The organism is Pararhizobium sp. DWP3-4, from assembly GCF_049898205.1.
Lineage (GTDB): Bacteria > Pseudomonadota > Alphaproteobacteria > Rhizobiales > Rhizobiaceae > Pararhizobium.
Genome location: NZ_JAFCXF010000001.1, coordinates 807,977 through 823,019, shown reverse-complemented (window position 1 = coordinate 823,019; position 15,043 = coordinate 807,977). Strand labels below are relative to the sequence as shown.

Genomic DNA, 15,043 nt, shown 5'->3' with positions numbered 1-15,043 from the left:
AAAGACAAAGAGACAGAGTGTTTTCGCGTTTCCAGGACAACGGAAACAATCGAAGCCGGAAACAATCGAAGCAAAGGGCAGATGATGAAATCCACCGGTCAATCGATCCTGCGCAATGGCACGGGCTGGCTTTTGCCGGCCCTGATCGTTCTCGCCTGGGAAATCGCCGCCCGCACCGGGCTGATCTCGCCGAATGTCATGGCAGCTCCGTCCGCCGTTGCCGAGGCCTTCTGGCGCCTGCTCCTGTCGGGCGAACTCGTCCGCAATATCGGCGTCAGCACCGCCCGCGCTTTGTCCGGCTTCGTCATCGGCGGCTCGATCGGCCTGATCTTCGGCCTTGCCAACGGCCTTTCGGGCCTGTCGCGCAACCTGACCGATACGACCCTGCAGATGGTCCGCAACATCCCGCATCTGGCGCTGATCCCGCTGGTCATCCTCTGGTTCGGCATCGATGAGGAGGCAAAGCTCTTCCTCGTGGCGCTCGGCGTGTTCTTCCCAATCTATGTCAACACCCTGCTCGGCATCCAGAGCGTCGATCCGCAGCTGGTCGAGATGGGCCGCGTCTACGGCATGTCGCGCCCTACGCTGTTCTTCCGCGTCATCCTGCCCGGCGCCCTGCCCGCCATCTTCGTCGGGCTGCGCTATGCGCTGGGGATCATGTGGCTGACTTTGATCGTCGCCGAAACCATCGCCGCCTCCTCCGGCCTCGGCTACATGGCCATGCAGGCCCGCGAGTTCCTGTTGATCGACGTCGTCGTGCTGTCGATCCTGATCTACGCCCTGCTCGGCAAGCTCGCCGACAGCTTTGCCCGGTTGCTGGAACGGCTGACGCTGCAATGGCATCCCGCCTTCCAGACCGCCTGATTTCTCGCGAAACGAAATACGGAGTACCAAAAATGTCCGTCATCGCCCTCGATCAAAAAATCAAGCCAGCTCACACGGCCAAGGAAACGGCGGAGGCGCGGGCTTTGCGCGAAACCGCCCCGGGCCAATGGTTCCCCTATGCCGCTCCCAAGCCGCGCGAGCGGGAAAACCGCGACATCGCCTTTTCCTTCCGGGGCATCAGCCGCAAGTTCGGCGACAAGACCGTGCTCGACAATATCGATCTGGATGTGCCCGCCGGCCAGTTCATCGCCGTCATCGGCAAGAGCGGCTGCGGTAAGAGCACGCTGCTACGGCTCCTGACCGGTCTCGACAAGCCGACATCCGGCACGCTGACGGTCAACAAGGGCGCGCAAGGTGAAAACCGAACCCGCATCATGTTTCAGGAACCGCGTCTTCTGCCCTGGGCCAGGATCGCCAAAAATGTCGAGGTCGGCCTGACCGGCATCGCCAAGGGCGCGCAAGCCCGCGAAAAGTCGCTCGCCATCCTCAACGAAGTCGGCCTTGCCGACCGTGCCGAAGAATGGCCGTCCGTCCTCTCCGGCGGCCAGCGCCAGCGCGTCGCCCTTGCCCGGGCGCTTGTCGCCCATCCCTATATTCTGGCGCTCGACGAGCCGCTCGGCGCGCTCGATGCGCTGACCCGCATCGAGATGCAGCATCTGCTTGAAAGCATCTGGCAACAGCAGACATTCACGGCCGTCCTGGTCACCCATGACGTTGCGGAAGCCGTGGCGCTGGCCGACCGCGTCATCGTCATCGATCATGGCAAGATCGCGCTTGATCTCGATATCCCGCTGGAACGCCCCCGCCGCCACGGCTCGCCGGAACTGGCGCGGCTGGAAGGGCGTATCCTCGACACATTGTTCGGCGAAAACAAGTAGCGTTTTGCGGCGCATTCGTGCGCCAGACCGTCCGACCCGATCGAACGGCGCCCCGAAAATCAATCCGTCACATCGTTTTCACGGCGCCGAAGGCTGCCGGATGGGGTTGCCGCAACGCACCGCCAGGTCATCACAATCACCTGCAACCTGAAATTTACTAAACCAGATTTACAATATTAAGTTGCATTAACCATGTTTTTTGTTACTCTCATGCCGCGCGGATATTGCGCTGCAGGGGGGGGTGAAATCCATGAATTACACCGTCAAGAATCATAAGCTTTCGTCGGGTGGCAGCAATGTCGAGTTCATCCGCTCTCCCAATATCGGCGGAGAGATTGAGCCGCAGTTTCTGATCATTCATTTTACTGCATCAGGCCTCGGCAACGACATGGCCCGTTATTTCGCCAAGCCCAGTGCGGAGGTCTCGGCCCATCTGGTGATCGACCGCGCCGGCCGTATTACCCAATGCGTGCCCCTCAACGTGAAGGCCTGGCACGCCGGCAAAAGCATGTGGACGGACAAGGCGGGAAAGAAACACACGGCCCTGAACGGCACCTCGATCGGCATCGAGCTGGAAAACTGGGGACCGCTGAACCGGACAGGAAAGGGCTGGCTGTCCTGGACGGGCATTCCGGTCGATCCAGGTTTCGTGGTTCAGGCCCGTCACAAGTTCGGCGGCCCCGTCATCGGATGGGAAACGTTCACACAGGCGCAGATCGACGCCTGCGTGGCTGCGTCAAAGGCTATCTGCGCCGCCTATGGAATTGATGAGATTCTTGGCCACGACGATATCTCCCCCGGCCGCAAATCCGATCCGGGCCCAGCCTGGAGCATGGCGGATTTCGAAACCCGGGTCATCGGCGATGCCGTCGAGGATAGTGCGATCTGGCGGGTACGCTCGCCAACCGGCCTCAACATCCGCTCCGGACCGGGGGCAGAACATCCTAAAGTGCGGCCGGACGCTCTGTCAGACGGCACGCCGGTGCTCGTCCACGAGCAGGAAGGCAGCTGGCGCTACGTCTCGGTGCTCAACGACAACGGCGATCCGGATTTCTCCGGCTGGGTCCACGGCGTCTGGCTGCGGGCGGCCTGACCGCCGGCGGCCCAGCGCATCACCCTCGACGCCCCCCGCCCGCCCCGGCACGTTAGAGCGGCTGGACGTCGGAGCGGCTTGCGGCGGCAGACCTCACCGCGCCATGGCAACCACTTGCCGGCTCGCCCATTGAACGGTGACGGAGACGACGGAGGAGAGCAGAAATGCGATCTCGGCATTCTGCCTGGGCAGCAGCCAGATCAGGCAGAGGCAGAAGGCTGCAAACGAAAAGCGCCCCAGCACCATGCCGCGCAGCAGCCGGACAACGAAGTCCGGCCCATAGGCGCGCTGCGAGGACACCGACAGGATCAAACCCAGCAGGGGGAAAACCGTCAGCACCCCGCTCCATTGTGCGCCAAGCGAAGCCGACAGCATCGTCACGGCCAGCGTCAGAACCGCACCGGCCACCATGCGCATCATCAGGTCTGTCCGGGTGATCGATATCACCTTGCTGGCCACATTCGTTCGCGGCAGAAACATCTGTGCCGCGACAACGCCCAGCAGCGCCGCACCGAGCGCAACGGCAGCCGTTCCCGGCAGGCTCGTCAGGCCGACGGCCGCGACAAACCACGCCGCAAGCCCCATCAGCGCCGCGATGCCATAGGGATACCGGCGGCACGTCCAGGCATAGGCCAGATTGAAGGCTTCGGATGCGAAGATGGCCGACAGGGCCGCAGCAGCGGCACCGACGCCAAACACCGGCCCCTGCTCCAGCACCAGCAGATAGAGGATCGGCCCCGCCACGATCGGCAATCCGGCAAGCCAGCCTGCCACGCCCGGTCCCCAGCGCACGGCCGCCATCGAAACGGCAAACAGAAAGAAGGGAACCAAAGTCAGTTTCAAGAGAAGCATGCCAGTCCCGTTCATTCCTGTCTGCAGATGGCCGGTGGCTCAACGCCCGGACACAAAACCTTGCTTGCCGCTCCGCCGGTGAGATGGCAATCGGCGTAAAAGCCGATGCCGCCATGGCCGGAAAATGTCAATCCGCGAAAAACCGCACTTCGAAAAGCCTGCGCGGCCCATTGCCGATGCCAGGCATGACACCCTATGAACCCAGATCACGGGGCTCGCTGAAAGAAGATTCGATGACCGCTGGTATTTTCATGCCCACAACACGCCCGCCGCGCCTGTTCTGGCGGCGTGCCGTCGCGTTCACTGTCGATATTGCGGTGTTCTACAGCATCCTGATGGTACTGGCTCTGCCGCTCCAGGCCGTCACCGGCTGGAACCTCGGCTTTTACATCGGACAATCGACAACATGCGAGGTCACGGGGGACAGTCCGCTGATCCATGAGGTCGAAACCGGATGGCCGCTGGCTGACGGCGAAACCCGGACAAACCAGATCTGCATCAATTCCAGCATCGGCATGCAGCAGCGCTTCTTCATTTCAACGGTGACGAAAACCGCGGACGCAAACGGCGCCAGCCGCTTCGTGTCGATCGGCATCGATCAGGACGGAAAAGCCATCCCGCTGGATATTTCCGGCACCAGCACGGCGTCGAACATCCTGCTTCAGCTTTTCCTCCTGGCGCTGTTCGTTCTGGCAACCGCGAGAATAACGGCATCCGGCCGACGCACACCCGGCAAGGCCCTGATGTTCCTGCGCATCCTCGACATTGCGCGCACCGTGCCGCCATTCAAGCACTGCCTGACCAGGGAAATCTGGAAATTCCTGCCATCCTGCCTTCTCGGCATCGCGGTCACCATCCATGCCGCCCAGAACCTGCCGGGACTATCGACACTGGCCTCCGGCGCATTCGTCGATGTCATCCATGCCGCCCGCGACATGCAGGCACCCGACTTCAGCACATTGCTCGCTGTCGGCCTCATCGCCTGGCTCCTCGGTGCCCTCTGGTGGCTCGGCCCGTTCATCCTCTGGCAGGGCCAGACGATTTACGACCGCCTCGCCGGCTGCATCGTGCTGCGGTCGGACGCCATCGAAGATCAGTCCACACCTTCCCAGCATTAGGAGCAGGAGCACCTAACCCTTGAACACGAACGCCGCACCGCCGGCAATCATGCAAAAGCCGATGGCGTGGTTCCAGGTCAGCGATTCCTTCAGCCAAAACACCGAGAAACCCGCAAACACCACCAGCGTGATCACTTCCTGCATCGTTTTCAGTTGCGCCGCCGAATAGACTTCATGGCCGATCCGGTTGGCCGGAACCGCCAGGCAATATTCGAAGAACGCAATGCCCCAGCTGACGATGATAGCCATGTAGAGCGGCGACGAGGTATATTTCAGATGGCCGTACCATGCGAAGGTCATGAAGACATTCGACAACACGAGCAAAACGATCGGCAGCACGGCAGCCGTATTCAGCGAAAAGGGCATCAGCGAATCCTTGGAACAATGGTGTGATAGGCGGGCAAGCATGTACCGCCAATCCTTCGCCGTTCAAGCTGGAAACCGGCGTGGACCTCTCGCCGAACTCAAAACGATGTGAAGTTGAGAGCACACCATCTCCCGCGTGCACTTCTTGACAAGTCGGCCATTGTTGCTCTGCCCGCTATCTGCAGCGCCGCGGCCACGCTTTTATGCAATCAGACGTTGACTCGCTCGCGAGAGGATTTAAATATCGAGACAAAATACACCCGGGGATTTTATGACTGCATCTTCAGCGTCGCGCTACGCGGATGGTCCGCAACGTCTTTTCTGGCGTCGCGGGCTCGCATTCATCATCGACAACATTCTGTTCTACATCGCAATCTCCGCTGTTTTGCTGGTAGTTAGCGTGCTTAGCCCATGGAATATCGGGGTCAGTACCATGATCTATACCGAATGCCGCCCCGCTCCACCGAGCCCGTTGGTGGCGCAGGTCGATAGTGAATGGCCGCTGGAATTCGGGCTGGAGCGAACAAACACCCTCTGCCGCAAGACGTTTCCGTTTGACAGGACCGGTTACGTCTTTACGTCCACCACCACCAAGACAAAAGGGCTCAATACTTGGTCGAAATGGGTTACCGTGGCATCCGACGAGAACGGCGCTCCGCTTCCACCCGGCGAAATGCGGTCCGCACTGCTTTCGCAAATCTTGACATCATCTTTGCCGCTCGCTGCCATCATTGGCCTCTTCATTTATTTCACCACCCATGGCCGTCGCACGCCCGGGAAACGGTTTTTAAGGTTGAAGGTGATGACACCCCATGGCATCGCGCCGGGCCTTCCCCGAGCCGCGCGGCGAGAACTGCTGAAATTCGCACCGCTGATGATTGGCAGCATTGCGAGCATCGCGACGACTGTGCATACTTTTCTGAGACCCGATTTTTTTGGTCATCTGATTACCCAATCACGCGAGATGAGTGCGACGAACTTGCCGTTATCTGCCGTGCTGGTCATTGGTTGCGGCATAGGACAATTGCTCTGGTGGCTGCTACCGTTTCTGTCCTGGCGTGGCCAGACCTATTATGACCGGATTGCCGGTTGCACTGTGGTGCGGCAGGACCGGCCATCCTCCCGAGCGGCGGGATAGGCACACTGACGGAACACCCGTCTTCTGTTGCCAGAAACTGGCAGTAGCCCACCATCCCGTTGCCTTTTTGTACTCATCGCCCTCTTCACATTTCACCGGACTCTCTCCATATTCCCCCCATGTCAAAAGCACCGAAAAAATCCTCCCATCCCGACCTTGGCGGCTTCGAGGAAGCTCCCCAGGCCCCGTTCGAAGGCGCGCCCCTGTCGTCCGGCTCCCTGTCGTCGAACGTCGCCGATTGGGCCAACGAGCTGCAGCGCATGGCCGAGGCCGAAACCATCGAGACCCGCCACGACGTCGCCTCCAAGGCCGGAAAACACCGCAAGAAGGTCGAGATCGCCGCCCAGAAGGCGAAAAACGAGGCTGCCGCGCAATCGGCCGCAGGCGGCAAGCCCGAACGGGCGTCCGAGCCCGTGCGAGGCCCTCGCGGAGCGAAGGCGCAGAGCGCCGGCAGCGTGAGCGCTAAGGATGCGGTCGGCGCCAGCCGGTCGGCCCGCGGCACCTCCATGGGCGGCACGTCCGACCCGAAAGCCCGCGCCGCCGCCGGTTTGAATCCCGTGGCCGGCATGGACACGGCGCTTGAGGATGCGCTTGCCCCCTCCGCCGTCACCGCCACCGTCGAGGCCCTTTCCGCCCTGATCGAGAGCGGCAATCCTCTGTTCAAGGACGGCAAGCTGTGGACGCCGCACAGGCCGGCCCGGCCGGAAAAGTCCGAAGGTGGCATCGCCATCCGTATGCAATCCGATTTCGAGCCCGCCGGCGACCAGCCGACCGCCATCAAGGACCTCGTCGAGGGCCTGTCGAACGGCGACCGGAGCCAGGTGCTGCTCGGCGTCACCGGCTCGGGAAAAACGTTCACCATGGCCAAGGTGATCGAGGCCACCCAGCGCCCCGCCGTCATCCTGGCGCCGAACAAGACGCTGGCCGCCCAGCTCTATTCCGAATTCAAGAACTTCTTCCCCGACAACGCGGTCGAATATTTCGTCTCCTACTACGATTATTACCAGCCGGAAGCCTATGTGCCGCGCTCGGATACCTTCATCGAGAAGGAGAGTTCGATCAACGAGCAGATCGACCGCATGCGCCACTCGGCCACCCGCTCGCTGATCGAGCGCGACGACGTCATCATCGTCGCCTCGGTCTCCTGCATCTACGGTATCGGCTCGGTCGAGACCTATACCGCCATGACCTTCCAGATGACGGTCGGCGACCGGCTCGACCAGCGGCAATTGCTCGCCGATCTCGTCGCCCAGCAATACAAGCGGCGCGACATGGATTTTCAGCGCGGCTCCTTCCGGGTGAGAGGCGACACCATCGAAATCTTCCCGGCCCACCTGGAAGACGCAGCCTGGCGTATCTCGATGTTCGGCGACGAGATCGACGGCATCACCGAATTCGATCCCTTGACCGGCCAGAAGACCGACGACCTGAAGTCGGTGAAAATCTACGCCAACTCCCACTATGTGACGCCGCGCCCGACGCTCAACCAGGCGATCAAGTCGATCAAGGAGGAGCTGAAACTGCGTTTGGCCGAGCTGGAAAAGGGCGGCCGCCTCTTGGAAGCCCAGCGGCTGGAGCAGCGCACCCGCTACGATATCGAGATGCTCGAAGCCACCGGCTCCTGCGCCGGCATCGAGAACTATTCGCGCTACCTCACCGGCCGCAGCCCCGGCGAGCCGCCGCCGACCTTGTTCGAATATATCCCCGACAACGCCCTGTTGTTCATCGACGAAAGCCACGTCTCCGTCAGCCAGATCGGCGGCATGTACCGGGGCGACTTTCGCCGCAAGGCAACGCTTGCCGAATACGGTTTCCGCCTGCCGTCCTGCATGGACAACCGGCCCTTGCGCTTCGAGGAATGGGACGCCATGCGCCCGGACACGATCGCGGTGTCGGCAACGCCGGCGGCCTGGGAGATGGAACAGGCCGGCGGCGTCTTTGCCGAACAGGTCATTCGCCCGACGGGGCTGATCGATCCTCCGGTCGAAGTCCGCCCGGCCAAATCCCAGGTCGACGACGTGCTTGGCGAAATCCGCGAGACGGCGCTGGCCGGTTACCGCACGCTGGTCACCGTGCTGACCAAGCGCATGGCCGAGGACCTCACCGAATACCTGCACGAACAGGGCATTCGTGTCCGCTACATGCACTCGGACATCGACACGCTGGAGCGCATCGAGATCATCCGCGATCTGCGCCTCGGCGCCTTCGACGTGCTCGTCGGTATCAACCTTTTGCGCGAAGGCCTCGACATTCCCGAATGCGGCTTCGTCGCCATCCTCGATGCCGACAAGGAAGGCTTTTTGCGCTCGGAAACCTCGCTGGTCCAGACCATCGGCCGCGCCGCGCGCAACATCGACGGCAAGGTCATCCTTTATGCCGACAACATCACCGGCTCGATGAAGCGCGCCATGGAGGAAACCTCGCGCCGCCGCGAAAAGCAGGTGGCCTATAACGAGGCCCACGGCATCACCCCGGAATCGGTCAAGGCCCGCATTTCCGACATCCTCGATTCGGTCTACGAAAAGGACCATGTCCGTGCCGATATCGGCATCAGGGGCGTCAAGGGCGGCATTACCGACATGGTCGGCAACAATCTCGCCGCCCATCTCGAAGCGCTCGAAAAGCAGATGCGCAACGCCGCCGCCGATCTCGACTTCGAAACCGCCGCCCGCCTGCGCGACGAAATCAAACGCCTCAAAGCCGCCGAACTCGCCGTCATGGACGACCCGATGGCGAGACAAGAGGCGCGGACGGCCGAAGGCCGGACAGGGACGCAAAACAATGTGGCGCGGGCGATGGAAGGCGGTGGCAAGCCCACCGGCTCGAAAAGGAAGGGCCCGGCATCCTCACTCGACTCCCTCCCCCTTGTGGGGAGGGTTGGGGAGGGGCAGACCCCATCACCTGAATCTGCCGCAAACACCCCTCCCGGCCCTTCGGGCCACCCTCCCCACGAGGGGGAGGGAAAAAGCCTCTTTGCCAAACCAACCCTCGACGACATGGGCCCAGGCACAGACATGACCCGCCCGGCCCGCAAACCGGCGGCATCGGACAGCTCCGTCCCCCCTGCGGGAAGCCAGGGGCAATCAGGCTTCCGCAAACCCACGCTGGAAGACATCGGCCACAATATCGCCGTGCCCGCCCGCCCGGAAACCAGCCTGTTCCGCAAGAACAGCCTCGACGAAATGACCGTCGGCCGCACCGAAAAGCCGCTCAACACCACGGGCAAGCTGCCGGAAAAGCCAAAGACCGAGCCCGCAAAACGCGTCTCGCCGCTGCTCGAAGGCCAGCCGGAAAAACGCGGCGCGTCCTCCTCGCCCCAGCGGGGAGAGGATCCCCAAGAGGCAAAGCCGATTGGTTCGGCGAACTTGGTGAGGGGGGCCGGCGACCCAAAACCCTTCATCCGCGCCAAATCCGGCGCCGGCTCCTACGAGGACGCCGGCGACCTCAAGCGCCAGAAGAAAACCAAGGGCAAGACCGGCCGCCCCGGCCAATAACACCCTCCCCCCAAACACCCTCCCCTTGAGGGGGAGGGTCGGCGCAAAGCGCCGGGGTGGGGTGACAGCCCAGACCACGGACCCGATCTCCCCCCTTGTGGGGAGATGCCGGCTCTGCCGGCAGAGTGCCGCGCCATCCTCAAACTCCACCCGCTCCCTCTTCTCCCCAGCGGGGAGAAGGTGGCCCGAAGGGCCGGATGAGGGGGGCCGAAGGCCAGCTTCTACCTGGCTCCAGCTGCGCCGAAGCCCCCTCATCGCCTCGCATCCGCTCGGCACTTCTCCCCGCTGGGGAGAAGAGCACACCACACCCACATCCCCAAAAATGCTGCATGGCCAGACCATTCCCCATCGGCTACTGCTCAAGCAACACCCGCCGCCAAAGGACCCGCCATGCGCCTGCCCGCCCTCTTCCTGTCCGCCGTCTTCGCCCTGTCGGCGCTCTCGGCCCTGCCCGCCGCCGCCCAGACCTACAAGACCCCGGAAGCGCTGCTCAAGTCGCTCTACAGCAATGACACCAGCCGGACGGCCGAAAACGCGCCGTCGCTCTATTCGCCGTTCTTCTCCGATCAGCTGAACGCCCGCTTCCAGGACGATGCCGACACGACCGAACCCGGCGACAGCGGCACCATCGATTTCGACCCGGTGATATCAGGCCAGGACGGACAAGCCACCGAGGTCGAAGTCGGCCAGCCGATCGTCCTCGACGATACCGCCGAGGTCGAGGTGACGTTCAAGAATTTCGAGCCGGTGACGCTCTACTACACCCTGGTCAAGGAACACGGCGGCTGGAAAGTCGACGACATCGCCAACCAGCAGGGGGACTATCCGTGGAGCCTGAGTGCGTTGTTTGATGGGGCGCGGTAGGGGATTCGAATACAAGTTACCCTGCCCGCAAGTCGCCCTAAAGACGGTCCTCAACTTACTTTAGTCTATCGAGATCAGAAAGTATTGAAAAGAATTCTTTATCGAAGTTTTCTACCTTAATTTGCTCCGATATCATCCTCATAGTAAGCGATCCTATGCCGCATGTTTGCAGACTGGAATTCAGTTCCGACAGCACCTCTTTTCCAGGACAAATTTGTAGTCTGGTTGTCATATCGGCCCAAAGCTCTTCCGTTTCCTCATGAATTAACTGAGAAACTGTCGCGGAGTCACGTTTGTCGCCAATCGATTTATGATATTCTACCGCTTTCATTCCACGCTGGGCAAATACTCTGGATTTTATTTTCTTGGTTATATTTTCCAATAGCTTATAAAAATCAGCGACACCAATTTCTTTTTTAACTCTGTCCCGCGACCTTTTGTTGGCAGCTTGGTAAAGTGCATCAAAATCTAGGAAGTAATTCTCTATTTCTTTTCTTCCTAGAACATTACACCTAAGTCCAGCCGAACCAATCTTCTCTTCGAATGATTTTATTTCCTCGGAACAGCGATAATCCGAGTCAAACAAACAAAAGACCTCAATATCTAAATCCAATATCTCTTTAAATGCCCAAACGGCACCTAATGCCTTTTCCCACCCTTGAAACCCGCCTAATTTGACAAATGGAACAGCACTGGCCGACAAAGAGTGCAAATCAAAACGCCTGGCAAGTATTTGCATAACTTTTCTATCTTCTCCTTCCACAAAAACAACTTTTCTAGTTTTTGCTACTCTAGCAAAATCAGAATTTGTGGAAGATCCGACGTATATTCTAATATTATTATAATCTTCTTCAGATTTAATTCTTTTAGCGCTCTTATACTTTGAGTTTATTGAAACAACCTCCATCTCATCAGCCTCATTGATTATCTCAACCGAATGAGTGGCCATTATAAACTGTGAAAATCTGTCTCTTAAAAGCTTTAAAAGCTTTTTTTGAATTTCAGGATGGAGATAGATATCTGGCTCGTCGATGACCACAACACTATCAGCTCCCGCTCGGCTGAGATGTGTGAGTATCTGCAACCAAATCTGAAACCCAAAGCCGGCCCACCTTACCTCTCGATCATACCGATTTTCGCTATAGAACATTTCGAGCAATGATCGATCACCGATATTTCTTTCGGGCTTCTGAATAGAAATGTCTGGCCAAGCAGAAGACACGTCAGTAGCGAAAACATCGAAATCTTCTTGAGTCTTACGATACCAGACATTCCTAAAATGACGACTTGAAGTCTTCCTGGAAATCGATTTTTTTATTGTATCATCCTGAACATATACCTCCTCTCTCTCAAGAGGACCGAGAGTTGGGACAATCGTTAGCTCTAACGGAAAATATTTTTGAAACTTTGCTATTGAGTTTATGCGAGGACCACCACCATCCAAAATAAATTGGACCTGCTCATCGCGCCGTATCACAATTATAGCCTTGGTACCGTTTGAGATTTTATACTCTAATATCGATGGAGCATCGATATAGTTGTGGCTTGAATGACTCAACTCAACGTCTATGGCAGATTCTAGAATAAGAAAACCATCACCGACGTCTCCATTTGGCATCTGTATTGGGATTGGTTTTTTTCGTCTTGTGATTCTTATGCAATTATCAAGGATGCGCAATGCTTCAATAATTCCTGATTTGCCCGCGTTATTCGGACCTACTAAAACGTTACCCTTTTTGCACGAAACTATATAGTTTTCGTACTTTCGAAAATTCGTTAGCCGTATTTCTGTCAACATCTCAGCTTCCTAGTTTGCAAGGAATTAGACACAAAATGCTTCCCGGAGCAATTTGCGCGAATTTGTAAAACAACTATGGGATGAACCGGAAGATTGCGCGCTTTTAATTAAACCAAGCGAAAGCTGCAGCGTCTTCTTACGCGGGGATGATTTTGCGTGAAATCATGACACTGAGCCTTGTTTCCTCCGGCGACAGTGAGCGTAAAATCAATAATTTAGCAAAATCTGTTTGCGCCATCCCCCTCCCCACTACCCCTCCAAAATCCCCGCCCCCAAAACCCGTGCCATACTTCTTCCGTTCCGCCACGGATACACTGCCAGCCGTGGCAGCGAGGCGGGGCCGGTGCCGGGTTTGAGGAAAAGACGGAAGTCCTCCCATCCGGGGTTCGCGAGACAGTTCCCCTCCGCAGGCTGAAGCTGCTGCGGGCGTGCGATGCACAGAGGGCTGAAAGGCCGTAGCGGAACAAGTTTGCGGGCAAAAACCGCCGAACGGGGCGCTGGCGAGAGCCACTTTCCCATTACCCAACGAGGCTCTTGCGAGCGCCCCGACCGAACTCCTGCGCGCAGAGCGCGCAGGCGAAAACGGCATGCAGGCAAACCGCGGGCCGTCCGGCCGCGCGAAGGCGGCGGCGTGCTCGCTTCCCGCCCCCCAGCCATTGGCTCACCATCAGGAGAAACCATGATATCGTCCTACGAGCAGCGCCAGACAGCCCTGCGGCAGCGCACCATCGAGATGTTCGGCCTGCCGGGTGATCTCTGCACCGATCCCGCCTGCCGGCGGCGTGGCCGCTGCCTCAGCGCCGCGCCGCAGGCTCCGGATTGCCTGCGCCTTCTCGATGCGGCCGGCCAGACATTCTACAGGCGAGTGCTGCGGACCTGCCAATGGGCTGACGACGACCCGCTGCATTTCCTCTCCCATTATATCGGCGCAATCGACGATCCCTATCTGGCGCTGGTCGGCGAGATCGTCCGCCGCGCCCAGCCGCGCGGCCATTGGCTGCATGCGTCCCTGCCGTGGTGGTACAAGCTGTCGCGCAAGTCCGGCCGTCGCCCGGTCTCGCTGCAAGCCGCCGCCACCTTCCCCGCCCGGTGCTACTGATGTCTGCCGCCCTACTCCGCCGCCTTCACCGCGTCGAGTATTTCCAGCTCGTACGAATAGTCCTCCAGGATCGTATAGGCCTGTTCGGTCGCCTCGATCTGCGCTTCGGCGCTGCGGATGGCCTCGGCGATCGATTGCGAGCGGGTGCGCAGCATCGAGCCGAGAATATCGGCGGCGGGGCGGCGGCCGAGGCGGTCGAGATGCTGGCGCACCCGGGCGCGGTGGCGCTCCAGCTCGAGAATGTGGAAGCGGCTCTTGACGATATCGTCGGACAGTTTGCGGCGCATGGCGGCGACCGGGTCGAAGCTGCCGGGCTCGCGCTCGTCGAGGATGAAATCGTTGACCAGCGTTTCCAGCTTCAAAATGCCCTGCAGGTCGCGCGGGTCGGCCAGCTGCGGGTCGTAGCCGGTATTGTCGTAGACCTTGCGGCGCACCGGGTCCTTCAACAGGTCGTAGCAGGCCTGCAGCCGGCCGAACGCCTCGGTATCGCCGCCGCTGTCGGGATGGACGGCCTTCACCTGGCGGCGATAGGCCGCCTTGATCGCCGGTTCGTCGGCGCCGCGGTCCAGTCCCAGCGTTTCATAGGGGTCGATCACAACGCCACCTCTTCAGTCCCTGCATTCGTCCAGTCCGTCCCTGACCTAACCCTTCGCCCGGCCGGCATCAACCCAAAAGCGATGCGGCGCGCCGGGCCCTTGATCCGACATCGCCGGGACCAAATTGGGGCGAGATCGGGACGGCGCGCGGTTTTCCCCGGCCGCGGCCGCAGCGGCGCCGGAAAACCGATCCGGTTGCGTCTTGGTGCAGCGTCCGGCCGGTACCGACAGGCGGTTGAGTGCAAAGGATTAAACGCTTGCTATTTTCTTTTTTTGCTGCAAATATTTCCGCGTTCGGGCGTTAGCATCCCGGAGACTGGACTGGCTGTATGGTCCCGGAAAAATCCGGGCGTGCCGAAAGGCACTGTAGACGTTCTTTCCCCGTTATCGACTTCTCCGACTGGCTTTCCGGAATAAAGACAAAACCGGAAAGAAAAACGTCTCCACCCTGGCAGGGGTGAGGACATATCATTAAGGGAAAAAAGGACTTCTCCCATGGCCACCAAGGGCACCGTAAAATTCTTCAACCAGGACAAGGGTTTTGGTTTCATCACGCCGGAAGGCGGCGCCAAAGACGTGTTCGTACACATCTCCGCGCTGCAGGCCGCTGGTCTCCAGACCCTGAAGGACGGCCAGCAGGTCACCTTCGACACCGAGCCGGATCGCATGGGCAAGGGCCCGAAGGCCGTCAACATCCAGGCTGACTAAGCCTCGATCCGACTGCTTGCGACGACTGATTAAACGGCGTCCCCCGGGCGCCGTTTTTTTTTGTGGCGGCGTGGCAGTGAATAGTGAATAGTGAATAGTGAATAGTGAATAGTGAATAGAATAGAATAGAATAGAATAGAATAGAATAGAGAAG

The 15,043-nt window shown here is 59.5% G+C and carries 13 protein-coding genes; 9 read left to right on the top strand and 4 right to left on the bottom strand.

Going from position 1 to position 15,043, the window contains the following annotated elements; translation table 11 throughout:
* The first annotated feature begins 84 nt into the window (after positions 1–84).
* The 3 genes from ACP7E6_RS03865 (at position 85) to ACP7E6_RS03855 (ending at position 2,856) form a co-directional block, all read left to right on the top strand.
* Positions 85–864 carry an ABC transporter permease subunit gene (locus ACP7E6_RS03865; protein ID WP_426228546.1) on the top strand — a complete coding sequence of 260 codons (780 nt, stop codon included), beginning with the start codon at positions 85–87 and terminating at the stop codon, positions 862–864.
* Between the two features lie 32 nt (positions 865–896).
* Positions 897–1,763: an ATP-binding cassette domain-containing protein gene (locus ACP7E6_RS03860; RefSeq protein WP_426228049.1), complete on the top strand. Its 867-nt coding sequence runs from the start codon at positions 897–899 to the stop codon at positions 1,761–1,763.
* 250 nt (positions 1,764–2,013) lie between these two features.
* Positions 2,014–2,856, top strand: a complete 843-nt coding sequence (locus tag ACP7E6_RS03855) for an N-acetylmuramoyl-L-alanine amidase (RefSeq protein ID WP_426228047.1) — start codon at positions 2,014–2,016, stop codon at positions 2,854–2,856.
* 93 nt (positions 2,857–2,949) lie between these two features.
* Here ACP7E6_RS03855 and ACP7E6_RS03850 read toward each other — a convergent pair whose 3' ends face one another.
* Positions 2,950–3,723 (bottom strand): hypothetical protein, encoded by a 774-nt coding sequence (locus ACP7E6_RS03850; protein ID WP_426228045.1) that lies wholly within the window; start codon positions 3,721–3,723, stop codon positions 2,950–2,952.
* A gap of 218 nt (positions 3,724–3,941) precedes the next feature.
* Here ACP7E6_RS03850 and ACP7E6_RS03845 point away from each other — a divergent pair, with 218 nt between their 5' ends.
* Positions 3,942–4,826 carry an RDD family protein gene (locus tag ACP7E6_RS03845; RefSeq protein ID WP_426228044.1) on the top strand — a complete coding sequence of 295 codons (885 nt, stop codon included), beginning with the start codon at positions 3,942–3,944 and terminating at the stop codon, positions 4,824–4,826.
* A 12-nt stretch (positions 4,827–4,838) separates the two neighbouring features.
* Here ACP7E6_RS03845 and ACP7E6_RS03840 read toward each other — a convergent pair whose 3' ends face one another.
* Positions 4,839–5,192: a DMT family protein gene (locus ACP7E6_RS03840; protein WP_426228042.1), complete on the bottom strand. Its 354-nt coding sequence runs from the start codon at positions 5,190–5,192 to the stop codon at positions 4,839–4,841.
* A 271-nt stretch (positions 5,193–5,463) separates the two neighbouring features.
* On the opposite strand from ACP7E6_RS03840, the gene ACP7E6_RS03835 reads away from it, so the two are divergent.
* The 3 genes from ACP7E6_RS03835 to ACP7E6_RS03825 all read left to right on the top strand — a co-directional run bounded on the left by ACP7E6_RS03835 (position 5,464) and on the right by ACP7E6_RS03825 (position 10,688).
* Positions 5,464–6,330, top strand: coding sequence for an RDD family protein (locus ACP7E6_RS03835; RefSeq protein WP_426228040.1), 867 nt, complete (start codon positions 5,464–5,466; stop codon positions 6,328–6,330).
* 119 nt (positions 6,331–6,449) lie between these two features.
* A complete protein-coding gene (gene uvrB, locus ACP7E6_RS03830) occupies positions 6,450–9,824 on the top strand; it encodes an excinuclease ABC subunit UvrB (protein ID WP_426228038.1) in 3,375 nt (1,124 codons plus the stop codon).
* A gap of 390 nt (positions 9,825–10,214) precedes the next feature.
* Positions 10,215–10,688 (top strand): DUF3828 domain-containing protein, encoded by a 474-nt coding sequence (locus ACP7E6_RS03825; protein ID WP_426228037.1) that lies wholly within the window; start codon positions 10,215–10,217, stop codon positions 10,686–10,688.
* 55 nt (positions 10,689–10,743) lie between these two features.
* Here ACP7E6_RS03825 and ACP7E6_RS03820 read toward each other — a convergent pair whose 3' ends face one another.
* On the bottom strand, positions 10,744–12,486 hold the full coding sequence (locus tag ACP7E6_RS03820; RefSeq protein ID WP_426228035.1) for an ATP-dependent nuclease: 1,743 nt from the start codon (positions 12,484–12,486) through the stop codon (positions 10,744–10,746).
* A 679-nt stretch (positions 12,487–13,165) separates the two neighbouring features.
* Between ACP7E6_RS03820 and ACP7E6_RS03815 the strand changes: the two genes are divergently transcribed.
* Positions 13,166–13,585, top strand: a complete 420-nt coding sequence (locus ACP7E6_RS03815; RefSeq protein ID WP_426228033.1) for a hypothetical protein — start codon at positions 13,166–13,168, stop codon at positions 13,583–13,585.
* 11 nt (positions 13,586–13,596) lie between these two features.
* Here the strand turns inward: ACP7E6_RS03815 and ACP7E6_RS03810 are convergent, their stop codons facing one another.
* On the bottom strand, positions 13,597–14,181 hold the full coding sequence (locus ACP7E6_RS03810; protein WP_426228032.1) for a J domain-containing protein: 585 nt from the start codon (positions 14,179–14,181) through the stop codon (positions 13,597–13,599).
* 495 nt (positions 14,182–14,676) lie between these two features.
* Between ACP7E6_RS03810 and ACP7E6_RS03805 the strand changes: the two genes are divergently transcribed.
* Complete coding sequence (locus tag ACP7E6_RS03805) at positions 14,677–14,889, top strand: cold-shock protein (RefSeq protein WP_037095903.1); 213 nt, start codon at positions 14,677–14,679, stop codon at positions 14,887–14,889.
* Positions 14,890–15,043: the final 154 nt, after the last annotated feature.